This is a genomic window from Ligilactobacillus equi DSM 15833 = JCM 10991 (assembly GCF_000615765.1).
Taxonomy (GTDB): domain Bacteria; phylum Bacillota; class Bacilli; order Lactobacillales; family Lactobacillaceae; genus Ligilactobacillus; species Ligilactobacillus equi.
This window is the reverse complement of the sequence record NZ_BAMI01000016.1, coordinates 1-24,646: the sequence shown is the minus strand read 5'-3', so window position 1 is coordinate 24,646 and position 24,646 is coordinate 1. Positions and strand designations below refer to the sequence as shown.

19 protein-coding genes, 7 tRNA genes, 3 pseudogenes and 1 riboswitch are annotated in these 24,646 nt (G+C 40.5%); of the genes and pseudogenes, 2 read left to right on the top strand and 27 right to left on the bottom strand.

The window, feature by feature from the left end; all coding sequences use genetic code 11:
* Window positions 1-13: 13 nt before the first annotated feature.
* From JCM10991_RS05255 to purE, 19 genes and pseudogenes are all read right to left on the bottom strand, one after another.
* Window positions 14-2,101, bottom strand: a complete 2,088-nt coding sequence (locus tag JCM10991_RS05255; protein WP_023859353.1) for a PBP1A family penicillin-binding protein — start codon at window positions 2,099-2,101, stop codon at window positions 14-16.
* A 108-nt stretch (window positions 2,102-2,209) separates the two neighbouring features.
* The gene (locus JCM10991_RS05250) at window positions 2,210-2,662 is read right to left on the bottom strand and encodes an arginine repressor (protein WP_025020776.1); all 453 of its coding nucleotides are present in this window, start codon (window positions 2,660-2,662) and stop codon (window positions 2,210-2,212) included.
* Between the two features lie 97 nt (window positions 2,663-2,759).
* Entirely contained in the window at window positions 2,760-3,362 is a 603-nt protein-coding gene (locus JCM10991_RS05245; RefSeq protein ID WP_023859355.1) for a cyclic nucleotide-binding domain-containing protein, read from the bottom strand.
* Window positions 3,363-3,518: 156 nt separating this feature from the next.
* Window positions 3,519-5,206 (bottom strand): annotated as a pseudogene (gene argS / locus JCM10991_RS12740) (arginine--tRNA ligase).
* A gap of 240 nt (window positions 5,207-5,446) precedes the next feature.
* Window positions 5,447-5,517: transfer RNA gene (locus JCM10991_RS05235), tRNA-Gly, on the bottom strand.
* Window positions 5,518-5,565: 48 nt separating this feature from the next.
* Window positions 5,566-5,787 carry a hypothetical protein gene (locus JCM10991_RS05230; RefSeq protein WP_023859357.1) on the bottom strand — a complete coding sequence of 74 codons (222 nt, stop codon included), beginning with the start codon at window positions 5,785-5,787 and terminating at the stop codon, window positions 5,566-5,568.
* Between the two features lie 90 nt (window positions 5,788-5,877).
* Window positions 5,878-6,753, bottom strand: coding sequence for a LysR family transcriptional regulator (locus JCM10991_RS05225; RefSeq protein ID WP_025020775.1), 876 nt, complete (start codon window positions 6,751-6,753; stop codon window positions 5,878-5,880).
* 76 nt (window positions 6,754-6,829) lie between these two features.
* Window positions 6,830-8,092: a phosphoribosylamine--glycine ligase gene (gene purD, locus JCM10991_RS05220; protein ID WP_025020774.1), complete on the bottom strand. Its 1,263-nt coding sequence runs from the start codon at window positions 8,090-8,092 to the stop codon at window positions 6,830-6,832.
* Between the two features lie 14 nt (window positions 8,093-8,106).
* A pseudogene (gene purH / locus JCM10991_RS12735) lies at window positions 8,107-9,647 on the bottom strand (bifunctional phosphoribosylaminoimidazolecarboxamide formyltransferase/IMP cyclohydrolase).
* Between the two features lie 5 nt (window positions 9,648-9,652).
* Window positions 9,653-10,225, bottom strand: coding sequence for a phosphoribosylglycinamide formyltransferase (purN, locus tag JCM10991_RS05210; protein ID WP_025020773.1), 573 nt, complete (start codon window positions 10,223-10,225; stop codon window positions 9,653-9,655).
* A 10-nt stretch (window positions 10,226-10,235) separates the two neighbouring features.
* On the bottom strand, window positions 10,236-11,276 hold the full coding sequence (gene purM / locus JCM10991_RS05205; protein WP_025020772.1) for a phosphoribosylformylglycinamidine cyclo-ligase: 1,041 nt from the start codon (window positions 11,274-11,276) through the stop codon (window positions 10,236-10,238).
* Window positions 11,277-11,279: 3 nt separating this feature from the next.
* On the bottom strand, window positions 11,280-12,734 hold the full coding sequence (purF, locus tag JCM10991_RS05200) for an amidophosphoribosyltransferase (RefSeq protein ID WP_025020771.1): 1,455 nt from the start codon (window positions 12,732-12,734) through the stop codon (window positions 11,280-11,282).
* On the bottom strand, window positions 12,710-14,935 hold the full coding sequence (purL, locus tag JCM10991_RS05195) for a phosphoribosylformylglycinamidine synthase subunit PurL (protein ID WP_025020770.1): 2,226 nt from the start codon (window positions 14,933-14,935) through the stop codon (window positions 12,710-12,712). Before purL ends, purF begins: the two co-directional genes overlap by 25 nt.
* Window positions 14,936-14,938: 3 nt before the next feature.
* Window positions 14,939-15,613, bottom strand: a complete 675-nt coding sequence (gene purQ, locus JCM10991_RS05190) for a phosphoribosylformylglycinamidine synthase subunit PurQ (RefSeq protein ID WP_025020769.1) — start codon at window positions 15,611-15,613, stop codon at window positions 14,939-14,941.
* Window positions 15,613-15,861, bottom strand: a complete 249-nt coding sequence (gene purS, locus JCM10991_RS05185) for a phosphoribosylformylglycinamidine synthase subunit PurS (protein ID WP_025020768.1) — start codon at window positions 15,859-15,861, stop codon at window positions 15,613-15,615. Before purS ends, purQ begins: the two co-directional genes overlap by 1 nt.
* A 13-nt stretch (window positions 15,862-15,874) precedes the next feature.
* Entirely contained in the window at window positions 15,875-16,588 is a 714-nt protein-coding gene (gene purC / locus JCM10991_RS05180; RefSeq protein ID WP_025020767.1) for a phosphoribosylaminoimidazolesuccinocarboxamide synthase, read from the bottom strand.
* Between the two features lie 252 nt (window positions 16,589-16,840).
* Entirely contained in the window at window positions 16,841-18,136 is a 1,296-nt protein-coding gene (gene purB / locus JCM10991_RS05175) for an adenylosuccinate lyase (protein ID WP_025020766.1), read from the bottom strand.
* Between the two features lie 10 nt (window positions 18,137-18,146).
* Window positions 18,147-19,271: a 5-(carboxyamino)imidazole ribonucleotide synthase gene (purK, locus tag JCM10991_RS05170; protein ID WP_025020765.1), complete on the bottom strand. Its 1,125-nt coding sequence runs from the start codon at window positions 19,269-19,271 to the stop codon at window positions 18,147-18,149.
* Window positions 19,264-19,755 (bottom strand): 5-(carboxyamino)imidazole ribonucleotide mutase, encoded by a 492-nt coding sequence (gene purE, locus JCM10991_RS05165; protein WP_025020764.1) that lies wholly within the window; start codon window positions 19,753-19,755, stop codon window positions 19,264-19,266. The genes purK and purE overlap by 8 nt, the downstream gene beginning before the upstream one ends.
* 250 nt (window positions 19,756-20,005) lie before the next feature.
* Between purE and JCM10991_RS05160 the strand changes: the two genes are divergently transcribed.
* A complete protein-coding gene (locus tag JCM10991_RS05160) occupies window positions 20,006-20,731 on the top strand; it encodes a deoxynucleoside kinase (RefSeq protein WP_023859371.1) in 726 nt (241 codons plus the stop codon).
* A gap of 40 nt (window positions 20,732-20,771) precedes the next feature.
* Here the strand turns inward: JCM10991_RS05160 and JCM10991_RS05155 are convergent, their stop codons facing one another.
* Window positions 20,772-21,971 (bottom strand): acetate/propionate family kinase, encoded by a 1,200-nt coding sequence (locus tag JCM10991_RS05155; RefSeq protein ID WP_023859372.1) that lies wholly within the window; start codon window positions 21,969-21,971, stop codon window positions 20,772-20,774.
* A gap of 201 nt (window positions 21,972-22,172) precedes the next feature.
* Between JCM10991_RS05155 and JCM10991_RS12730 the strand changes: the two genes are divergently transcribed.
* Complete coding sequence (locus JCM10991_RS12730; RefSeq protein ID WP_025020763.1) at window positions 22,173-22,733, top strand: nucleotidyltransferase family protein; 561 nt, start codon at window positions 22,173-22,175, stop codon at window positions 22,731-22,733.
* A gap of 42 nt (window positions 22,734-22,775) precedes the next feature.
* Here JCM10991_RS12730 and metK read toward each other — a convergent pair.
* From metK to JCM10991_RS05115, 7 genes and pseudogenes are all read right to left on the bottom strand, one after another.
* Window positions 22,776-23,962, bottom strand: a pseudogene (metK, locus tag JCM10991_RS12725) (methionine adenosyltransferase).
* Window positions 23,960-24,049: riboswitch (SMK box riboswitch) on the bottom strand. It overlaps the preceding pseudogene by 3 nt.
* Window positions 24,050-24,116: 67 nt before the next feature.
* Window positions 24,117-24,189: transfer RNA gene (locus JCM10991_RS05140), tRNA-Asp, on the bottom strand.
* A gap of 13 nt (window positions 24,190-24,202) precedes the next feature.
* A tRNA-Met gene (locus JCM10991_RS05135) sits at window positions 24,203-24,276 on the bottom strand.
* Window positions 24,277-24,288: 12 nt separating this feature from the next.
* A tRNA-Glu gene (locus JCM10991_RS05130) sits at window positions 24,289-24,360 on the bottom strand.
* Between the two features lie 7 nt (window positions 24,361-24,367).
* Window positions 24,368-24,455, bottom strand: a tRNA-Ser gene (locus JCM10991_RS05125).
* Window positions 24,456-24,459: 4 nt separating this feature from the next.
* Window positions 24,460-24,533: transfer RNA gene (locus tag JCM10991_RS05120), tRNA-Ile, on the bottom strand.
* A 6-nt stretch (window positions 24,534-24,539) separates the two neighbouring features.
* Window positions 24,540-24,610: transfer RNA gene (locus tag JCM10991_RS05115), tRNA-Gly, on the bottom strand.
* Window positions 24,611-24,646 lie beyond the last annotated feature (36 nt).

Sequence of the window (24,646 nt, the reverse complement as noted above, 5' to 3'; positions counted from 1 at the left end):
TATAAACTCCTTTTTAGTTAAATAGGCCACCAAAGGCATCTTTTATACGTGAGCCCCAATCATTAAGGGTATCGTTAATCCTGCTACCAACATTACTACTATTACTATTATCTTGGTAAGCTTTATCTTCCTCAGCCTGCCTTTGCGCCAAGCGTGTAGAGGCTGCTTTAACTCCAATATAGGTATTTTGGGTGTAAGGTAAGATGTCACCCATCACTGCTTTAAACAAAGCCGAACCACCCCGAGTTCCTTCATCTTCTAAAGAGTAATTGTTAGAATCAAAACCCGTCCAAGTCGCTAGGACAACATCTTTGGTATAACCAATATACCAGTGGTCGGTGTCGCCATCATTACCATTGACCCCTTCCGTGGTTCCTGTTTTACCCGCAATAGTGTAGCCTGCAGGCTTAGCACTTTGACCTGTGCCCTGACTGTAGACATCAATCATCATACTAGTCATGTTCTTAGCTACTTTAGCCGACATCACCTGACTACTATCAGGATTTTCATTATCAATAATGACCTTACCTGAAGAATCTACAATCTTAGTAATCAGGTGGGGACTATAACGCTGACCGTTATTGGCAAAAGCCGTATAAGCCGAAGCCATTTGATAGGGGGAAACCCCTTTTTTCATACCACCGAGGGCTAAACTCAAATTTTCATCTGACTTGGCTAAATTAATGCCAAATTTTTCTACTGAATCATAACCCTTAGTAACCCCAATTTTATTCAGCAACCAGACGGCTGAAGTATTCTTACTTAAAGCCAGAGCTTGATACAGACGAATATTTCCTTGATAAACGCTATTCCAGTTTTTAGGGGTATATTGGTTTTTACCATAAGATTGATACTTGTCTTGAATAATCGAATCGTAAGAGTAACCGCTCTCTAAAGCTGGGGTATAGACCGCTAGCGGCTTCATGGTTGAACCAGGTGAACGACTTAACTGTGTCGCTCGATTATATCCTCTAAATGTATGTCCCTTACTATCGCGCCCTCCAACTAAGGCAAAAACCCCGCCATTTTTCGGATTCATCGCAATCGCCGCTCCTTGGGCTTCCGTTCCGTCAGTAGCATCATAAGGAAAGAGGCTTTCATTTTTAAAAGCCGACTGCATGCTAGTTTGATAACGTTGGTCCAAACTAGTATAAATTTTATAACCATCATTCATAATTTGATTCTCAGTCAAACCATATTTGGAAATAGCTTCGTTAATTACCGCATCAAAATAATAGGGATATTTGTAACCCGATTTACTTTCATAGGTATCACGTAAAGTTAAAGCACTACTTTGATAAACACTTAGTTGATTCTCGTTAATCACTCCCATTGTAGCCATTAAGCCTAAGACTACATTACGTCTTTGTTTAGCAGCCTCAGGAGACGTCCGTGGATTATAAGCGGTTGGGTTTTTCAAAATTCCAGCCAACATAGCTGACTGTGGTACAGTTAACTGACTAGCGTGAACCCCAAAGTATTTCTGGGCAGCATCTTCAACACCCCAAACTCCACTACCAAAGTAGGCCTTATTGAGATACATAGCTAAAATTTGTTTTTTACTGTAATCATTTTCCACTTGAATGGATAAGAAAAGCTCTTTAATTTTTCGCGTCATCGTTTGTTCTTGGGTTAACAAAGCATTTTTGACTAATTGCTGAGTCAAAGTACTTCCCCCCGCACTTGTTGTATGATTGCGGAGTAATTTGTTCTTAACGTTAACTAGTGAAGCTCTTAAAATCCCCTTGATGGAAAAACCATATTCCTGGTAAAAATTCCGGTCTTCAGTCGCTAAAACCGCATTTTGTACATTGGGAGAAATCTGATCTAATGAGACCCAGGTTCCTTTTTGGGCGTACAGATATCCTGCCTTATCCCCATCTTTATCGTAAATCGTTGTTGTTTGCGATAAATTACTTCGCAGATTTTTAACATCAGCAGTCTTAGCTATGAATGTCAAGTATAATGACAATAATAAGGTAATACTTAAAAAAACTATCAAAAGCCACCGGGTTAACTGATAACGATACCACTTATTTTTAAGGAAAGCAATTACCGCTAAAAAGTAGGCCTCAACCTTTGCTACAATTTTTCTAAACATTGTTTCTCTCCAAGTTCTCTTCCCTAGATATTTTTTGCTAAAACATATTTAAATCTTAGTAAAAAAATATCTTCTTTGTCAATCATCGTATGATTTTTTAAACTTACTTTAATGAAGACACTCTTTAAAAAAATTGTTTAATTCCTTTGCGTCAGCTACGGATTTACTATAAGTCACTAAAGTATCATACCCGGCAATGGTCCCCAATAGATTTAGAGGACGTAATTCATCTAGCAAAGCCGCTAAAACATTGGCATTCCGAGGCAAAGTATGAATCACATTGGTGAATTCTACGCAGTCAACTTCCAAGACTACATCTTTAATCACTTGATTTAATCGTTTACTACTAGTGTTTTTCTCTTCTTTAAAATGGGTATAATAACTTTTCCCAGCAGCATTTTGCCCTTTGACAATCTTTAATTCACGCATATCTCGGGAAATAGTCGCTTGAGTTGCTACAATATCCTCATTAGCTAGAGCTTTCATTAAATCATCTTGGGTGGTAATTTCGTTTTCCGCAATAATTTTTAAAATCGCATTTTGGCGTGCTTCTTTTTTCAATCACATAGCCTCTTTTCTATAAATCACTTTGATTGCACAACCGCAACCTATCAAGTGATATTATAGCAAATTCCCACCAAGCTTGGTACTAGATTGTTCAAACCGCCCCTTTGAATACATAAATCCGTCTATGCTTCCGAAAAACTAAATGCTTTTCTTCTAAATCTACAATTGCTCGGTTAACAGTTGACCGACTCACCTTTGTAGCGCTGAGAATCACACTTTGATTGGTTGGAAATTCATAGCAAAAACCCATATCATGACCAAATTCATGGGCAATTTTAAGGATATAATCTTGTACCTGCTTCATTTTAGCTGCCAAAACTGTTGCTTGACGCACATCGTTTAGCTCGGAAATTTTTTCACTGTTTTGAATCAATAAGCGATGGTAGCGATGATTTTGTACAAATATACTTCTTTTCAAAATACAGACCTGAGCTTTCTGAAAACAAACTTGAATACTAATCGTCCAATTTTCATCATCCAACATGCGAGGAAAAAAAGTTCCTTCCTTAACAAAGTAGTCCTCACTCCGAGAGGTTTTGATATTTTTTTCATAGACTTCAATAGTCCCTTGTAAAACATATATAAAATTAGTATGTAAATCAACATCAATTTTTTGACGTTGATCTAAAGAAACGATTTTTCCCGTAGCAATTAATTCCTTTAATTCCCGATCTTTCATATTAAGTCCATCCATTTTCAATGGTCACCTCTTTAGTATTTCTTAATTTTACAATCGTTATTGTAATACAGAAAGCGTTTTCTTTCAAGGTTTAATATTAATTATTTTTATATAAATTAATTTTATAAAAAAGAAGCCCCGCAGGACTTCTTTTTGTAAAGATTTTACTTCTTACATTTCGTCTGGTGCCTTAACTCCTAGGAGACGTAAGGATTCCTTCAAAACGATAGCAACACTTTGCACTAAAGCTAAGCGACTTTCTAATTCACGATCTTCAACTAAGACTTTGGTATGTGCATAATACTTATTGAAAGCCTTGGCCAAGTGAATAGCATACTTGGAAATTACAGATGGTTCATAAGTTCCAACCGCCCGCTTGATTATTTGGTCAAAATCGCCCAAAAGACGCAATGTTTCCCAAGCATTTGGATCGTTTAAGTTTACTTGAACACCACTTAAGTTTTTACCAGCTTTACGCAAGATACTCATCGCCCGAGCGTGTGAGTATTGAACATAAGGACCTGTTTCCCCTTCAAAACGTACCACTTCTTGTAAGTCAAAGTCAAAGTTGTTTAAGCGTTCATTTTTCAAATCGTGGAAGACCACAGCCCCCACACCAACTGCTTTGGCAACTTCTTCTTTGTTTGCCAAGGATGGGTTCTTTTCTTCGATTTGCTTTTGAGCTAATTCCACTGCTTCATCTAAAACTTCTTCTAATAAAATGATGCGACCACTCCGAGTAGAAAGTTTCTTACCTCCTTGAGTAATCAAACCAAATGGAATGTGGTGAATATCATCTGACCAGTCGTAACCCATTTCCTTTAAAACAGCCTTCAATTGCTTGAAGTGGTTGGATTGTTCGTTTCCTACAACATAAAGAGATTGTGCAAAGTCGTAAGTCCGTTTCCGATAAAGAGCAGCAGCTAAATCTCGCGTCATGTAAAGAGTCGTCCCATTAGATTCTTAATTAACGCTGGATTTAAGTTATACTTTTCAAGGTCAACGATTTGGGCTCCTTGACTCTCCTTTAATAAGCCTTTATCTTCTAACAAATCAACAATTTCATTCATCTTGTCATTGTAGAAAGCTTCCCCATTATAAGAATCAAAAGTAATCCCTAATCGGTCGTAAACTTTAGTGAAAGTCTTGAGTGATTCTTCACGGAACCATTTCCACAAGAAATTAGCTTCTTCATCACCATCTTCTAAACGTTTAAACCATTCCCGGGCTTGATCATCCAATTCAGGCTTGCTTTCAGCTTCTTCGTGAAAGCGTACGTAATAGTGGAGCAAAGAACCAATGGGATCTTTTTTAACTTCCTCTTCGCTCCCCCACATCTTGTAAGCACACATTAACTTCCCAAATTGCGTTCCCCAGTCACCTAAGTGATTAATTTTTACCGGTTGGTAATTTGCCTTTGCTAAAATATTTGCCAAAGAATTTCCAATCACAGTTGAACGCAAGTGCCCCATAGACATTGGTTTAGCAATATTGGGCGAAGACATGTCGATTGGCACTTGGCGACCTTGACCTAGGTCTAAATCACCATAGTGATCTGCTTGGTCTAAAATTTGACCCAACACGTCTTGACTGAAGGCCTGTTTATCTAAGAAGAAATTAATGTAAGGGCCCACTGCTTCAATTTTCTCAAAACCTGTTTGATCCATCTTTTCTACTAATTCCTGGGCAATCATTTGAGGCGCCTTACGTAAAACCTTTGCTAAAACAAAAGCTGGAAAAGCATAGTCTCCGAGTTCCAACGACTTAGGTACTTCAATTTTAGTAACAATTTCATCAACACTTAATTGACCATCAACTGCTTGACTGACCACTTCAGCCACTTTTAATTTATAATCCATATTTCCTCCTTCGGCCCACAAAAAAGTCTCTTATACATTTGTATAAGAGACGAGACTTCCCGCGGTACCACTCTTCTTGATTAAATCCACTCATTAGTTTATGCAACTGTCTGTAAAAGCGCGCTTCCTTATTTCACCCTATCCGGCTCCCACCAAATCCGAACTCGCTGTTAGACTTTCCATAAGTACTTTTCCTTTACAGTTAATAAAAAACCTTCTATTATCAGAAGGTTTCATTTAAGCGGGTGACGAGAATCGAACTCGCGACATCAGCTTGGGAAGCTGGGATTTTACCACTAAACTACACCCGCATCAACAAGAGATAGTATAGCAAATATTTATCTTCTTGTCACCTTTAATTAAGCAATTTTTTCCATTTTGGTAAATGAAACCACCGCACGACTGTGGAAATCAGCGACCGTTACAGCATCTTCATCTGCAAAAATCTCAATGGCTACCACTGCCGAGTTTTCATAATTTTTTTCAATTGTACCTTCAAAGTCATTTTTTAAAGAACCAAAACTTTGACACTTAACCTTGTCGCCAATTTCGAAAGGAGCTTTCTTTTCTTTATCTTCCATGCTTTTTCTTACCTCGTAAATTTGGGGATATTCTCAATGCAATGGATAATATCAGATATTGGCTAACTTGGCAAGTATTTTGACCATCTTTTAATATCTTTTTTGAATATAAGCTTGAACTGTTTGAATAAAAGCCTTGGTTGATGGGGTTTGGCGGGGCTTGTGGTGGGCTACTAAACAAATTTCTCGGTAGAAATCTTGTGCAAAGGGATAGCGTTTAACATCCCCAGATAATTTTTCTAAAGCTAATTCAGGCAAAATTCCTAAACCCAACCCACTTTCAACCATAGCGATAATGGAAGCATCATCTATACTATACTGAATCGAATTCACCGATACATCATAAGTATCTAAAGCTTTCTTAGTTTCACGATCATAGTCAATTTGTTGCAAGATGAATTCTTCGTGCTTTATATCAGCCTTGGTAATAGTGTGACCATTTTGTGGTTTAAAATCTAACGGCGTCACACAATAGATTCGATCACGATAGAGCGGAAGCACTTCCAACCCCGGATCAATCGGAAGGGTTGCAAACCCAACATCTAGATTCCCAAGTCGCACCTGTTCAACCACATCGTTAAAACTCCCCTGTTGTACACTAATGCCCACCTGAGGATGGGCATCTTTAAAGGAATTAATAATTTCCGGTAACCAATTAATAAAGACACTTGAAAACCCTCCAATACGGACATGCCCTTTATTTAAGCCACTTAACTGCGCCGCTTCTTCATTCAGTTTAGTTTCGGCTGCAATTATTTCTTGAACTAGGGGTAAAATTTGTTTCCCATTTTCGGTTAATCTTACTCCAGTACGATTTCGTAAGAATAAAGGAAAGCCAAGCTCTTTTTCAAAAGCATTGATAGAATGACTAATGGCTGAAGGAGTTACTCGTAAACTCTTCGCAGCGGCTGCGAAAGTTTTTTGATTAGCCACAGTCGCAAACACTTGGTAGGAAAAATTGGGCATATACGTCATCCTTTCTACTAAATAATACTTTTAGTATACCGCAAAAAAGTAGTATGCAAAACATACTACTTTAAACCTAAAATTTAGTTTGCGTTGCCTTAAACCCAATATCCTTACGGTAGAAACATTGATCAAAGTTAATTCGAGCTAAGTAGTCATAAACTTGTGCTTGGACTTGTATCAAATTCGTATTTTGAGCACAAACCATTAGGATGCGCCCCCCATTGCCAACCAGGTCTTCTTCTTGACTCGCTACGTTGGCATACACAACCTCAATTCCTTCTTGATGAGGCATTTTCGGTAAAATTTGTCCTTTCACGGGTGCTTTGGGATAACCTTGTGCTGCTACCACCACTCCTAGACAGGCTCGAGGACTAACCGTAATTGGGGGTAACTTTTCACCATCAATGGCCGCTTTAATTAACCGACCAAAGTCTGATTTAATCCGCGGTAAAACTACCTGAGTTTCCGGATCACCTAAACGAACATTGTATTCAATTACTTTCGGACCGGTAGGCGTTAAAATCATCCCAATGTATAAAATTCCCCGATAATTAGGGTGAGCATCTCGTAACCCGACAATGGTTGGAGACACCACTTCCGTCAACATTTTTTGGTAATCAATCTCGCTCAACTGAGGCACAGGACTATATGACCCCATTCCTCCAGTATTGGGACCCTGGTCCCCATCATAAGCACATTTATGGTCTTGAGCTAAAGGTAAAATTTGATAATCATCTTGGCCGACCACAATAAACATAGAATACTCTGAGCCTTCCAAATATTCTTCCAGAACAATTTGACTTTGACCCTTTTTAAACATGAGTTTAATTTCAGCTTGCGCAGAGGCGACATCAGGACTAATCACCACCCCTTTGCCACCTGCGAGACCATCGGCTTTAATAACCAAAGGAAACCCAAAATGTTCCATAGCTGCAAGAGCTGCTTGAGAGTTTGTATAAGTGCCAAACTTAGCTGTTGGTACTTGATAACGTTTCATAAACCGCATAGCGTAGTCCTTTGAACCTTCCAGCATAGCAGCCTCCTTATCTGGGCCAAAAATTGGGTAACCCGCTGCTTGAAAATCATCAACAATTCCGGCAACCAAAGCATCTTCAGGCCCAACAAAGGTCCAATCAATTTGATTTTCCTCCACAAAGCCCTTCAAGGCATCAAATTCAAGTTCACCGATGTTCACTGGAATTACTCCTTCCATCGCTTGCATACCAGGATTTCCGGGAGCCACAAAAACCTGAGCTACCTGTTCGCTAGCAATAAGCTTTTGTGCAATGGCCGCTTCCCGACCACCACTACCAATAACCAATACTTTTTCTTGCATTTCTACCCTCATTTCTAGTGCCGGAAGTGACGGATACCTGTTGTCACCATTGTTATTCCATACTTATCAGCCATATCAATGGAATCCTGATCGCGAATAGATCCCCCTGGTTGAACGATGGCTTTGATACCATGTTGTGCCGCATATTCCACGCAGTCATCCATAGGGAAGAAGGCATCTGACGCTAAAACTGCTGTCTCATCTATAGCATCCCCTGCGTGTTGAATTGCAATTTTGGTTGAATCAATTCGGTTCGGCTGACCCGCGCCAATTCCTAGAGTTCGCTGGTCATTAGCAATAACAATGGCATTAGACTTAGTATGCTTAACAGCTTTCCAGGCAAAAGCCAATGTTGCTAACTGGGCCGCAGTTGGTTGTACCTTAGTAACTACTTGCCAATCAGCAGAATCTTCCACGATTATATCTTGTTCTTGAACCAAAAGGCCTCCTAAAACAGAAACAACTTCTTTTTGACTCATGGATTGGTCTTTTTGACTGAAGTCCAATTCTAACAAGCGTAAGTTTTTCTTCTTAGCCAAAACTTCAAAGGCTTCCGCTTCAAAACTCGGAGCAATAATAATTTCCAAGAAAAGCTGGTGCATTTTTTCGGCAGTTGCAAGGTCAACGGGTCGGTTTAAGACAATTACCCCCCAAAAATAGAGATGGGATCAGCTTCATAAGCATAGTCCCAGGCTTTTTCAATGGTTGTAGCTTGACCAATCCCACAAGGATTCATGTGTTTTACGGCTACGACTGTCGGTTGGTCAAATTCACGTATAATCCGAATAGCCGCATCAGCATCTTTGATATTATTGTAAGATAACTGTTTTCCATGTAGTTGCTTAGCTTGACTAATCGAGTAAGTCACTGGTAAGCTATCTTGATAAAACCAGGCTTTTTGGTGACTATTTTCCCCATAACGCATAGTATCTTCCAAATCGTAAGTCAAGCTTAATTTTTCAGGCTTTTGTTCTCCTATTTGAGTTGTTAGGTATTGGCTAATTAAACTATCATAAGCAGCTGTGTGGCGGAAAGCTTTCGCAGCTAAGGCTTGTCGCGTAGCAAGCTTCGTGTGGCCTTGGGTTTTAATTTCTTCTGCTACTTGGTCATAATCGGCTACATCAACGACCACAGTTACATCTTGAAAGTTTTTGGCTGCGGAACGCACCATACTTGGACCACCGATATCAATGTTTTCAATAGCTTCAGCCATCTCAACACCAGATTTTTGAATCGTTTCTTTAAAAGGGTAAAGGTTAACACAGACTAAATCAATAGGAGTAATATCCAAATCAACCATGGTTTGCACATGTTCAGCCACATCACGTCTTCCAAGTAAACCGCCGTGAATATAAGGATTCAGAGTCTTAACCCGTCCATCCAAAATTTCCGGGAAGTTTGTCACAGCTTCCACAGAAATTGTTGGTAAACCAGCCTCGTCGAGAACTTTTTTGGTACCTCCAGTAGAAATAACTTCGAAATCGTGGTCGACTAAGACTTTAACAAACTCAACTAACTTACTTTTATCTGAAACACTAACTAAGGCACGTTTCATAGAGCTTATTCTCCTTTTTTACTAAGCAATTCTTTTAAAACAGCGGGATATAATTTGTGTTCACAAGCGTGAATTCGCGCTTCTAAATCTTCTAAACAATCATCAGAATAAAGAGGGACATGTCTTTGAGTAATAATTGGACCTGAGTCTAAGCCTGCATCAATATAGTGAACTGTCACTCCTGTTTGAGCAACCCCATCGGCAAAGGCACGTTCAATTGCATGTAGACCAGGATAGGCTGGTAGGTAAGCCGGATGAAGATTAACAATTCTTCCTTCATATTTAGACAAAACTGGTTGTCCAATTACCCGCATATAGCCTGCCAGAACAATAAAGTCAATGTTATATTGTTCTAAAACCTGCACAATTTTTTCTTCATAAGCTTGTTTATCTCCGCAAGCTTTCACTGTAAAAGTTACAACGGGAATCTGAAATTTCCGGGACCGTTCAATCACATAAGCATCAGGATGGTCACAAAAGAGTAACGCTAATTCACCAGGAATTTCACCACCAATAATTTTTTGGGCTAAAACTTCAAAATTAGAACCATTCCCGGAAGCAAAAATGGCTATTTTCATTTCTTAAACCTCATTTCTTAAAGTCTAGCTTCGCTGCTTGATCTGGACGTTTAACTAACTGACCAATTCGATAACAAGTTTCACCTTGGTCCATCAGGATTTCCTTGACCTGAGCATAATTTTCTGGTGCCACCGCTAAGACCATTCCTACTCCTAAGTTAAAAGTTGCCAACATATCTTGCTGACTCAAATTTCCTAATTCTTGAAGATAATCAAAAATAGGTAAAATTGGCCATGATCCAAGTTGAATCTGAGCTTGGAGCTCATCATTAAACATTCGTGGCAAGTTTTCGATTAAACCGCCACCGGTAATATGGCTAATACCAGTTACTAGCCTAGCCTCCACTAAAGGCAAGACAGCAGAAACATAAATCCGTGTTGGAGTCAAAATTGCTTCTAAAACGCTTTGGCCTTGTAAAGCATGTGGTTTATCACTTAAATTGATACGACAGTCTTTAAAAAGGATTTGTCGTACCAAGGAAAAACCATTGGAATGTAAGCCACTAGAAGGCAAGGCAATTAAAATATCTCCTGCTTGCGGATTTTTCGGGGTTAAAAGTTCACTTTTATTGACAACTCCTGTTGCAAATCCAGCCAGATCATATTCATCGGCGGCATACATATCAGGCATTTCCGCCGTTTCGCCTCCAATCAAGGCAACCTTAGCTTGCCGGCAACCTTCGGCGACCCCCTTAACAATTTGAGCCATTTCATCAGGATTGTTGTGACCAGTCGCGATGTAATCTAAAAAAAAGAGCGGTTGAGCCCCTTGCGCCAAGATATCATTGACACACATCGCTACACAATCAATACCAACCGTATCGTGCTTATGGGCGCTTTGTGCAATCAGTAACTTAGTACCAACCCCATCGGTTCCGGAAACCAAAACTGGTTCTTTAAGTTTTAAAGCACTCAAATCAAACATGCCCCCAAAGCTCCCCAATCCCCCGAGTACTCCCGGTCGTTTGGTCGATTGCACATCGGCTTTGATTTTATCAACTAACTTATAACCCGCGGTTACATCAACCCCGGCTTCTTTATAACGACTCATCTTTTAGTCCTTTCTGTCCGGTATTTCTTCAAATGATTGCAAATAATCCTCTTCGTAATCATAAAGTGGCGTTGGGTACTTACCATTGAAATAAGCTACCGTTAAACCTCCATTTTCTTTATCCTGACCCATTGGTAAGTTAATCGCTTTAATTAACCCCGAAACACTTAGGAAACCTAGAGATTCAACCCCAATAAGTTTTTGCATTTCCACTACCGAGTGTTTCGCAGCCATTAATTGACTTCGGTCAGAAACATCAATTCCGTAAAAGTGGGGATATCTAAATGGTGGGGAGGCAATGCGCATGTGAACTTCCTTAGCCCCGGCTTCTTTGAGCATCTTGACCAACTGAATCGAAGTCGTTCCACGTACAATAGAGTCATCAACAATCACAACTGATTTTCCCTCTACTACCCCACGTACGGCAGAAAGTTTCATCTTTACCCCCTGTTCGCGTAAGGCTTGAGTTGGCTGGATAAAAGTCCGCGCAATGTATTGGTTTTTAATCAACCCCATCTCATAGGGGAGGCCTGTGGCTTCAGCATAACCCGAGGCGGCTGATAAAGATGAATTAGGCACCCCGATAACCATATCGGCATCGGCTGGTGCGGGTTGTTCTTGAGCCAAAATGCCCCCCATCCTTTTGCGCGCATTATGGACCGTCACCCCATGAATAATCGAATCTGGGCGGGCAAAGTAGATGTATTCCATGGAGCATACAGCTAATTTAGTTTGGGTTGTGTAGTGGTCGATGTGTAAACCATCCTTGTCAATGATGATTAATTCACCTGGTAAAACATCACGGACAAATTTAGCGCCGACTGCATCCAAAGCACAAGTTTCTGAAGCGACAATGTAACCACCACTTTTAGTTTGACCAATCACTAAAGGTCGAAAACCATTAGGATCCAAAGCAGCATATAAAGCGTCTTTTCTTAATAGTAGGAAGGCAAAACCTCCTTTAGTCTCATTTAAACTAACCTTCAAAGCATCAAGGAAGTCCATCCCCTGCTTTTTACGAATAAGGTGAATCAACATTTCCGTATCTGAAGTTGACTGAAAAACCGCCCCTTGCACCTCTAATTGTCGGCGTAAAGTTACCGCATTAGTTAAATTACCATTATGCGCCAGTCCTACATCACCATCATAAAAACGGAATAAGAAAGGTTGGATATTGGCTAAGGAATTAGTCCCACTAGTACCATAACGTACATGGCCAATGGCAGCTTGCCCCGTTAAACGTTTTAAATCATCTGGATTTTGAAAAACTTCCGCTAAAAGCCCCCGGTTCCGGTATTGGTGGAGATGTTCACCATCAGAAGAAACAATTCCAGCACCTTCTTGACCGCGATGTTGGAGGGCATGAAGTCCAAAATATGTCAGACGACTAGCATCTTTCTCACCAAAGACCCCAAAAACACCACATTCTTCGTTTAATCCTCGGATTTCATGAGACATGGAATCGCCTCCTCCCACACCTTTTGCGCTTGAGCCACAGTAGTATTAATCGCTCCATCTACAGTTTGAACATGTAAATTAACATCGGCTGTCACCCGCCCCACTAGTTTGGCACTGGTTCCCAAAAGTTCTTCAAAAATAATTTGTTTTTCAGGTTTCACGGTTACAACAAAGCGCCCAGCCGTTTCGGCAAAAAGTTGGTTTGTTGGTAAGTCCAAATGAGCATCTAAACCTAAACCTGTCTTGAAAGTTGTTTCAGCTAAGGCAACAGCCAAACCACCCTCACTTACATCATGTGCGGAAGCTACGAGACCCGTTTGCATTGCTTGGAGTAAGGTAGACATTTGCTTTTTCAAACTCGTTAAATTAAGCGTACTTAAAGTTCCAAAGAGTTCACCCGTTAACATCTTTTGTAATTCACTACCAGCAAAGTCAGATCCTGTTTGGCCAATGATGTATACTAAATCGCCAGCCGCTTGCACGAAGGAAGGAATAATGTACTGATTATCTTCAATCAAACCAACCATACCCACCATTGGTGTTGGAAAAATCGCTTCGCCATTATTTTCATTATATAAAGAAACATTTCCAGAAATTACGGGCGTATCAAAGACACGACAGGCCTCTGCCATCCCTATTACTGATTGGTGTAATTCCCAGTAAATTTCAGGATCATTTGGATCCCCATAGTTCAAACAATCTGTAATCGCTAACGGTAAAGCCCCACTCGCTATTACATTAGCAGCCGCTTCAACCACTGCCATTTGCCCCCCAATTTCAGGATCTAAATAAACAAACCGACCATTACCATCGGTGGTCATTGCTAGAGCTTTCTTGGTGTGACGAATCCGAATTACCCCGGCATCACTTCCTGGTCCTACAACGGTGTTGGTCCTTACTTGAGAATCATAGGTTTGGGTAAACATTGTCTTAGAAGCAATGGTTGGTTGAGCCAAAATTTTTAGCAAGGTCTTCGTCGCATCCAATTGCGCTGGTTGCCAATTAACCTTTTCTTTAGCCGTTAAAATTCTGGTAGGGATTTTTTCTTCTGATGGTTCAGATAAAACATCGTCAGTTAAAGTTAAAACCGGGATATCCGCTACAACTTCTCCTTGATGTTTCAAGACATAATCGTGACCTTCTGTGACCCGGCCAATCACCACAGCTTCTAAGTTGTATTTGTGGAAAATGGCTTGGACATCAACTTCATGTCCTTTCTTCACACATAAAAGCATCCGTTCTTGTGATTCAGACAGCATAATTTCATAAGCGGACATACCTGCTTCACGTTGAGGTACCAAATCCAGATTTAGTTCCATCCCTGAAGCAGCTTTGGAGGCCATTTCACAAGAAGAAGACACAAGCCCGGCCGCCCCCATATCTTGAATCCCGACTAACCATTGCGCATGTTGGCCGGTTAATTCCAAGCAGGCTTCCATAAGAAGTTTTTCCATGAAAGGATCTCCCACTTGCACAGCCGAACGTTGGGTTTCTTTTTCATCAGAAAAATCAGCTGAAGCAAAAGTTGCTCCGTGAATCCCATCACGACCAGTTTTGGCGCCAACATACATCACTGCATTACCGACCCCTTTGGCCTTACCTTCTTGCATATCTTTTTGTTCCATCAAACCTACGGCCATTGCATTGACTAAAGGATTCCCCGTATAGCATTTATCAAAAGTCATTTCACCAGCCACAGTGGGAATCCCCATCGGATTACCATAACCACCAATTCCATGTACGATTTCATTAATCAGATATTTTGTCCGCGGATTATCAATTTCACCAAAGTGTAGAGAATCAAGGGAAGCAAGCGGACGCGCCCCCATCGAGAAAATATCACGTAAAATACCCCCGACACCAGTAGCAGCCCCTTCATATGGTTCAATAGCTGAAGGATGATTATGACTTTCCGCCTTGAACACTACCGCTTGACCATCACCAATATCAATAATTCCCGCCCCTTCACCAGGCCCTTGTAGTACTCGACCATTTTTATTTGGGAAAAGTCGCAAAACAGGCTTAGACTTTTTATAAGAACAGTGCTCACTCCACATAGCGGAAAACAAACCAGTTTCAGTAAAATTAGGTAAACGTTTCAATAACTTTTCGGAAATGTAGTCATATTCTTTTTGAGTTAACCCCCATTCTAAGTAGGGCTTTTGGTCTTGCACTTCTTGTGCGGTCATAGCTTGTATCATTTTTTAACCCTCCAATTTTTGGCTCTCTAAAATCGATAAGAATAAACGCAGACCATCTTCATTTCCCAATAGAGCTTCAACTGCCCGCTCTGGGTGTGGCATCATACCCAAAACATTCCCTGCTTTGTTAGTGATGCCCGCAATATCGTGTAGACTTCCGTTAGGATTTTCACCCACATAACGGAAAACTACTTGGCCATTAGCTTCTAATTCTGCTAGAGTAGCTTCATCAGCATAATAGGAACCATCTGCGTGAGCAATTGGTAGGGCAATATGTTCTTGAGTTTGATATTGGTTGGTAAAGGCTGTTTGATTATTAACTACTTCTAATTGGACCGTTTTACAGATAAACTTCAAACTATCATTACGCTTCAAGGCTCCTGGAAGTAATCCAGCTTCTGTCAAAATTTGAAAACCATTACAAGTTCCAAAGACTGGTTTACCAGCCTGCGCAAACTCTTTAATGGGTTGCATAATTGGCGTTAAGCTGGCAATTGCACCGCTACGCAAATAATCTCCATAAGAAAAACCGCCTGGAATCATAACCGCATCAAATCCATCCAAACTATCTTGCCGATAATCAACATATTCCACATCAACCTTTAAAATGTTGTCTAAGGTTTCGAATAAATCAACATCACAGTTGGATCCTGGAAAAACAACCACAGCAAATTTCATTACGCTTCCTCCAAAATCTCGTAGCGATAAGTTTCTAAATTAAAGTTAACTAGCATTTCTTCTGCAATACTCTTTACGATTTGCTCTAGGTCACTTGCACAAAGATCAATCGTCACATCAAAAAATTTACCAACTTTAACTTTCTTGATTTCTGTATGTCCCATGGTTTGAATTGATTCCTTGATAGTTTCACCTTGAGGGTCAAAAACTGACTGCTTGTAGGTTACATAGATTCGCACTTGTTTCATTTCCATAAACTCCTTATTTTTCCAACACAGTTTGCAATCGGCGGTAAACTTCTTGGTAAACAGAGACTAAATCACCTAAATCACGTCGGTAAACATCTTTATCCATGTGATTAGCAGTTTCCATATCCCACAAACGACAATTATCTGGAGAAAATTCATCGGCTAAGACGATTTGCCCATCTGCGAGCCGGCCAAACTCTAATTTAAAATCCACTAAAGTTAATTTAGCTTTCGCAAAAAGACGCTTTAAAATAAAGTTGACCTGTCGTGATAAATTCCACATGACATCCAGTTCTTCTTGAGTCACTAGTCCAAGTGCCTTGGCCTGGGAAGCGTTCATAAAAGGGTCATCCAATTTATCTGACTTATAGTACATTTCTTCGACCGGTTGGTCAAAAGCCCTACCTTCTTTTACCCCATAACGACTAGCAAAGTGACCTGCTGCTATATTCCGCGTCACCATTTCCAGAGGTATAATTTCAACTTTTTTCACAAGTTCTTCTGTAGGTGAAATTTGTTCCAAGTAGTGCGTCGGAATCCCAACCTGATTGAGATACTGGAAAATCAAAGTCGAAATGGCATTATTAAGGACAGCTTTGCCTTCAATTTTATCTTTCTTCTTACCATTAAGAGCTGTGGCTTGATTTAAATAGACCACTCGTAAAATTTGAGGATTATCAGTTGACCACATTTGTTTGGCTTTACCAGTGTAAAGTAATTTTTCCATGGTGATAAAAGCACCCTTTCTTAACTAAAGACGAACGTTTTTTGAAAAAATAATGAAAATAAATACTTTTCACCTATGATTTTACTAAGAGCACCCAAAAAAGTCAACGAATAATATTCTTTTTTTAGAACAAATAGTTCGTTTTTTAGACAAAAAAGATTAATAAAGATATTAAAAATAAAAAGAAAAACTATATAAACGAACATAAAAATCCCTAACTCATTTTGAGCTAGGGATTTAAGTAAGCATTAATTATTCTAGGCCAACCCGTTTGAAAATATCATCCACATGTTTCAGGTGCCAATGGTAATCAAAGGCATCATCTAAATCAGCTGAACTTAAACGGGACGTGATTGCTTCATCAGCTTCTAAAAGCGGACGGAATGGGCGCTGTTCATCCCAAGCTTGAGCCGTTTTAGGTTGAATCAAATCGTAAGCTTCTTCGCGACTCATGCCAGTATCAATCAACTTCAAAAGGACACGACCACTGTAAATCAAACCAAAGGTCCGATCCATGTTGCGCTTCATATTTTCAGGGAAGACTGTCAAGTTTTTCACGATGTTACCAAAACGGTGTAACATGTAATCTACCAAGATAGTTGTATCGGGCAAGATAATTCTTTCCGCAGAAGAGTGCGAAATATCGCGTTCATGCCATAGAGCTACATCTTCATAGGCCGTTACCATGTGACCACGAACCACTCGGGCCAAACCACAAATATTTTCAGAACCAATTGGATTCCGCTTGTGTGGCATAGCTGAAGAACCTTTTTGGCCCTTAGCGAAGTATTCTTCCACTTCACGAGTTTCAGATTTTTGTAAACCACGAATTTCGGTTGCAAATTCTTCTAAAGAAGTCGCAATCAAAGCCAAGGCTGATAAGTACTCAGCGTGTAAGTCACGGGGTAAGACCTGACTGGAAACTTCCTGGGCGCGGATACCGAGCTTTTGGCATACATATTCTTCAACAAAAGGATCGATATTGGCAAAGGTCCCCACTGCACCAGAGATTTTACCAGCTTCGACTCCTTTGGCAGCATGTTCAAAGCGCTCAATATTGCGCTTCATTTCAGAATACCAACGAGTCAATTTTACTCCAAAGGTGGTTAGTTCAGCATGGACTCCATGGGTCCGCCCCATACAAACTGTGTCCTTGTACTTACGCGCTTTGTCTGCTACGATTTCAGTAAATTCCACCAAATCTTGACGTAAAACATCATTAACTTGCTTTAATTGGTAACCATAAGCAGTATCCACCACGTCGGTAGAAGTTAAACCATAGTGAACCCACTTCTTTTCTTCACCTAAAGATTCAGAAACCGTCCGTGTAAAGGCGATTACGTCGTGGCGAGTTACCGCTTCAATTTCATTAATCCGTTCAACGTCGAATTTAGCGTTTTGGCGTAACTTTTCAACATCTTCAGCAGGAATATGTCCTAGTTTGGACCAGGCTTCATCAGCTGCTAATTCAACTTCCAACCAGCATTCATATTTCTTTTGGTCAGTCCAAAGTTTTGCCATTTCAGGACGAGTATAACGTGGAATCATTTTCTATCTCCTATCTTTCCCAAACTTGGGTTGTCTTAATTTCTTTGAGGGTTGCTTCTATATTATCGCACAAAATTGTCACGTGGCCCATTTTTCGATTAAATTTTTGGTCTTTTTTTCCATAATCATGAAAATGCCAGGTAGCCTTTTGGCTAATCAAAGCTTGGGTGCCGGCCACATGCTGTCCTAAAATATTGACCATGATGGCAGGACTTAGTAATTTAACCGACGGTAGTGGCCAATTACAAATTGCCCGATTATGCAAGGCAAATTGTGAAAAATCACAAGCTTCAAGGGAATAGTGGCCCGAATTGTGGGGACGGGGCGCTAATTCATTAACATAGAGTTCGTGATCTTGACCAACAAAAAACTCAACTCCTAGAATTCCCACCAAACCCAAAGCCTCAGCAATCATTTGGGCCAATTTTTGAGCCTTAGCTTGTAACGCAAGACTAATGCGAGCCGGCACAATACTTTCATGGAGAATGTGATTGACATGGATATTTTCACTAACCGGCATCACACTGACCTGACCTCGCGGATTCCGCGCCACCATGATTGAACATTCACATTTAAAGGTCACAAATCCTTCTAAAATACAAGGACCCTGCGCAAGTACTTCTGTGGCCTGTTTTAGATTCTCTTCGCTATAAAGGGTGACTTGATCCTTACCATCATAACCTCCCTGACAAGTTTTTAAAATAGCCGGATAATCTAAATCTGCTAATGCAGCTACTAAATCGGCTTGCGTGTTTACCATCCTAAAAGGTGCGGTCTGCAGGCCATGGTCGCGCAGAAAAGTTTTCTCGCGTAAACGGTCCTTGGTAATCCGCAAAAGTTCTGTTCCTTGAGGAATAAAGACTTGGTCACTAACTGCCTCCAGTGTGGCTAAATCAACGTTTTCAAACTCATAGGTTAAGACGTCACTTTTTTCAGCTAACGTGGTAATTGCAGTTTGACTCGCATAAGGAGCCACAATTTGCTCATCACAAACCTGACCAGTCGGACAAGTAGGGTCGGGATCAAGTACAATGACCCTCATCCCACTAGCCTTGGCATCCAAGGCCAGCATTTGTCCCAACTGCCCACCACCGATAATACCAATTGTTTGTCCTTGTTGAATTAGCTTAGTCATCAAATTGTGCCTCGCTTTCTACTGCAGCATCATGGATAGCTTGGCGATAAGCTGTGACTTTCGCTTGCAGTTCGGGATTGCTCGTACCTAGAATTTGAATGGCCAATAAGGCTGCGTTTTTAGCCCCAGCTTGTCCAATAGCTGTGGTAGCCACCGGAATTCCCGCCGGCATTTGGACGATTGAGAGTAAAGAATCAAGTCCATTTAGCGTCCGAGATTGCACAGGTACCCCTATTACAGGTAATTCTGTACTGGCCGCAATCATCCCCGGTAAGTGGGCGGCTCCCCCGGCCCCAGCAATAATAACTTTGAGACCTCGTTTTCGGGCATTTTGGGCATAGGTAAACATCTCTTGGGGCATGCGGTGGGCTGATATCACATGTTTTTCATAGCTAACCCCAAAATCCTCTAACATTTGGGCGGCTTGTTGCATGGTTTCCCAGTCAGAAATACTGCCCATGACAATACTTACTTCTTTACTCACGAAAATCCCTCCTCAATTAATCACCTTTAGAATACCAAAGCAAGAAAAAAATGTCAAAGAAAAATCGAACTTTAATTTAGAATAAATATTTTTTGTACGGTTATATTTTTACATACATCCTCAAAAAAATATTTAATCCGCAATTAACGAACTTTATCTTTACTTGCCATTTTCTAATCTTTTTTGAATTGGTAATCCTCACCAAACTTCGGTAAAATAGAAGGTGATTTTATTGTGAAAGGATCTTAACATGATTACACTTGCTGGTATTATTGGCTCAGGTAAATCTAGCCTGACAGAAATTCTCTCAAAGGAACTAGGTAGTACCCCTTTTTATGAGCCTGTCGAAGATAACCCTGTTTTACCGCTTTTCTATAAGGGAAATGAACAAGCTGCCAAAAAACGGGAACAAGGTGAAAAGGACGCGACTAACCCCTATGCTTACTTATTGCAAACCTTCTTTTTAAACCGCCGTTTCAAAATGATTAAAGAAGCAATGCAAGGTGAAAACAACATCTTAGATCGTTCCATCCACGAAGATGCCATGTTCATGCGGATGAATACTGACATGGGAAACGCGACCCAAATTGAATATCAAATTTACCAAGAACTTTTAACAAACATGCTTGCTGAACTACCCTTTGCTCATCAATCAAAAAATCCTGATTTAACAGTTTTCATCAAGGTTTCATATGAAACAATGATTCACCGCATTGAAAAACGCGGGCGGGAATATGAACAAGTTTCGACGGATCCTTCCTTAGTTGACTACTACCACCGTCTTTTGAAATATTATGATGACTGGGAAAAGAGTTACGACCAAACTAAACTCCTAGTTATTGACGGTGACAAATATGATTTTGTGGAAAATTCTGCTGACCGTAACCTAGTTTTAGATATGATTGAAACCGAAATGGTTAATTTAGGTAAATTAACTCCTGAAAAATTTGCTCAGCTCAAAGCTGCTCGCGCATAAAAAAGGCCTTTCCGCACTTGGAAAGGCCTTTTTTGTAGCTTTATTTATTTTCATGCGCTAGCTTATAGGTACTACGAGCAATGACTAATTCTTCATCCGTCATAATACGTAAGACCTTAACCTTAGAATTCTCTGTTGAAACAAAAGTATTTTTGCCAAAAGTGGCATTTTCTTTTTCATCCTCGGTAATACCCATGTAAGCTAAACGTTTCATGATAGCTGAACGTACCGGCTGGGAATTTTCCCCAATGCCAGCTGTGAAGACAATTCCGTCAATCCCACCCATTTCAGCAGTATATTGCCCAATGTAGCGCACCACATTCTTTATAAAAATGTCAAAAGCTAATTGAGCCCGTTCGTTACCTTCTTCGGCGGCCGCAATAATATCACGCATATCAGCGGAAACGCCGGAAATTCCCGTTAAACCAGATTGGTGATTTAAAATATCAACCATTTCGTTAATATCCTTGATATCAGAATGGTTCATGACATAGCTTAATAAAGAAGTATCTACATCTCCGGAACGCGTCGCCATGGTTACCCCAGCTAAAGGTGTAAAGCCCATAGAAGTATCGAAGGATTTACCATCTTTAATAGCGGTAATTGAAGCCCCCGCTCCTAAGTGACAAGTTACCAACTTCAGGTCAGCTAAAGGCTTGCCCAGCATTTTGGCAGCCTCACCTGCCACATATTCATGACTCGTACCGTGAGCTCCGTAACGCCGAACCCCGTACTTTTTATACCATTCGTAAGGCACACTGTAAATGTAATTTTCTTTTGGCATTGTTTGGTGGAAGGCCGTATCAACCACTACCACAGAAGCTGCTTGAGGTAAAAGACGCTTGAAAACCTTAATCCCCAAACTATTAGCCGGGTTGTGTAAAGGCGCCATGTCGCTAATCCGATCGATTTCAGCAAGGGCTTGATCATCGACTAAGGTTGGTTTGGTGAAGTATTCTCCCCCAGCAACTACCCGGTGACCAACTCCTGTCAATTCAGAAAAGTCTTGAATAATATTTAATTCTTCTAATAGTTGCAGCAATAAGTTAACCGCTTGTTCATGATCATTTAAATCTTGAACATTTTCGTATTTTTGGCCATCGTATTTAATTGTGATAATCGAATCACCTAAACCAATTCTCTCCATTAAACCTGAAGCCAAGACTTTTTCTTCAGGCATTTCAAAAAGTTTAAATTTCAAACTTGAACTACCTGAATTAATTGCGATTACTTTTTCCATGAAAATTCCTACCTTTCAACAATGTAAACGTATAACAAAATTATAGCTCATTTAATTTTCTCCTGCAAGTATCCATTTTTTGAAAGCAATAAAGCTATAATTCCTGAACTTTAAGATTTTCTTAGCAAATAGATGACTTTGCAAAGGGCTTTTTATAGGCTAAAATTAAAGCAGTCTATAACAAGAAAGGAATAAGCATCTATGTCTTATCAAGATGATTTGCAAAAACTGCTTATAAGTACACCTAATTTACAAGAAATTTTCACCATTCTCCGCAACAATAGCCTCCAGGAAGCCTACCTATGTGCTGGCTGGGTGCGTAATCTAGTCTGGAACAATTTGAATCAGCTCGAACCGACATATCTTCAAGATAATCTGGATATCTATTATAAAAAAAATAGTGAGACCGCCGAAGAACACCAAATTCTCACGACCAAACTTAACACCCACCACGCCAAATATCTTTGGGATCTACATAATTTAGCTAGTCCCCGCCCACACTATTCCAAGATTCCTCAGGGAGACTCCATTCAAGAAATACTAACAAAGTTTCCTGAAACCTGCAGTGCAGTTGGAATCCGTCTTCAAACTAACGGACAGTTTGAAATTCTGGCGCCTTACGGTCTGGCTGACCTTTTTGAATTGAAGGTTAGGCCTACCCCGGTCTTCTTGGCCACAAATTCAATGACCACCTTTAATGAACGGATTAAGCGTAAAAGATGGACGCAACGTTGGCCAAAGCTTAAAATTAGTAAAAACTAAAAAGAGATGATCAGAAAGTGGTCATCTCTTTTTGATACATTTTTATTTTAAAGCAGCTTTTAGGGCCTCTACCTTATCAATTTGTTCCCAAGGTAATTGAACATCTGTCCGGCCAAAGTGGCCATAAGCAGCTGTCTGCTTGTAAATTGGACGCTTTAAATCTAACATTTCAATAATCCCTGCAGGACGTAAATCAAAGACTTCACGAATTGCTTGGGCTAACTGGCTTCCGTATAATCACTCGTGCCAAAAGTATCCACCGCAATCGAAACAGGTTGAGCTACCCCAATAGCATAAGCAATTTGAATTTCAACTTTCTTCGCTAAACCAGCAGCCACTAAGTTTTTAGCAATGTAACGCGCTGCATAGCTCGCAGAACGGTCAACTTTAGTAGCATCCTTACCAGAGAAGGCACCCCCACCATGGTGAGCCGCACCACCATAGGTATCAACAATAATCTTCCGACCAGTCAAACCAGCATCCCCTTGTGGACCACCAATTACGAAGCGACCGGTTGGATTGATAAAGTACTTGGTCTTTTCATCAAGTAATTCTTTTGGAATCACTTGGTCAATTACTAACTTCTTCACATCGGCTTTAATGGTGTCTAAAGAAACTTTGTCAGCATGTTGGGTCGATAAAACAACAGTATCAACTCGTACTGGTTGATCAGTTTCATCGTATTCCACAGTAACTTGCGCCTTTGCATCTGGCCCTAAGTAAGACAAGGTACCATCTTTTCTAATTTTAGCAATTTGACGCATCAAACGGTGACTTAAAGCAATTGGTAAAGGCATTAATTCTGGTGTTTCATCAATAGCGTAACCAAACATTAGTCCTTGGTCACCGGCCCCGATTTGATCCAAAGGATCGCCTTGACCTTCCCGGGTTTCTAAGGAAGCATCGACCCCTTGAGCAATATCAGCTGATTGTTCATCAATCGCTGTTAAAACGGCACAATTATCGCCATCGAAACCATACTTGTTACCCGTATAGCCGATTTCTTTAATTGTTTTCCGGACAATTTTTTGAATGTCAACGTAGGCTGACGTTGAAACCTCACCGACAACAACAACAAGTCCGGTGGTTACAGTAGTTTCAACCGCTGCCCGCGCATTTTTATCTTGTTCCAATAAGGCGTCTAAGATAGCATCACTAATTTGGTCAGCGATTTTATCTGGATGTCCTTCTGAAACAGATTCTGATGTAAATAAATGTCTTTCTGACATATGGAAATTCCCCCATTAATATAATTATTTGGTTACAAGGCATCTTCACCCAGAGGTGAATCCTTTCGGGAATGAATTGTAACGCTTTTTAGTTTATCACAAACCAAAAAATTTGCAATAAAAAACACCCTCGAAAGGGTGAATAAGTCATAAACGGTCCATGACGGATTTGAACCGACGATCTCCTCCGTGACAGGGAGGCGAGATAACCACTACTCCAATGGACCAAAAATTTCTTAATTGCGGGAGCTGGATTTGAACCAACGACCTTCGGGTTATGAGCCCGACGAGCTACCAGACTGCTCCATCCCGCGATAACATTAAAATGACCCGTACGGGATTCGAACCCATGATACCACCGTGAAAGGGTGGTGTCTTAACCACTTGACCAACGGGCCATAAAAACGGAGAAAGAGGGATTTGAACCCTCGCGCCGTGTTACCGACCTACACCCTTAGCAGGGGCGCCTCTTCAGCCACTTGAGTATTTCTCCATAATGGGCCTAAATGGACTCGAACCATCGACCTCACGCTTATCAGGCGTGCGCTCTAACCAGCTGAGCTATAGGCCCATATTAAGCGGGTGACGAGAATCGAACTCGCGACAACAGCTTGGAAGGCTGTGGTTTTACCACTAAACTACACCCGCATAATATGATTTATTAAATTATTACCTTACGGTAAC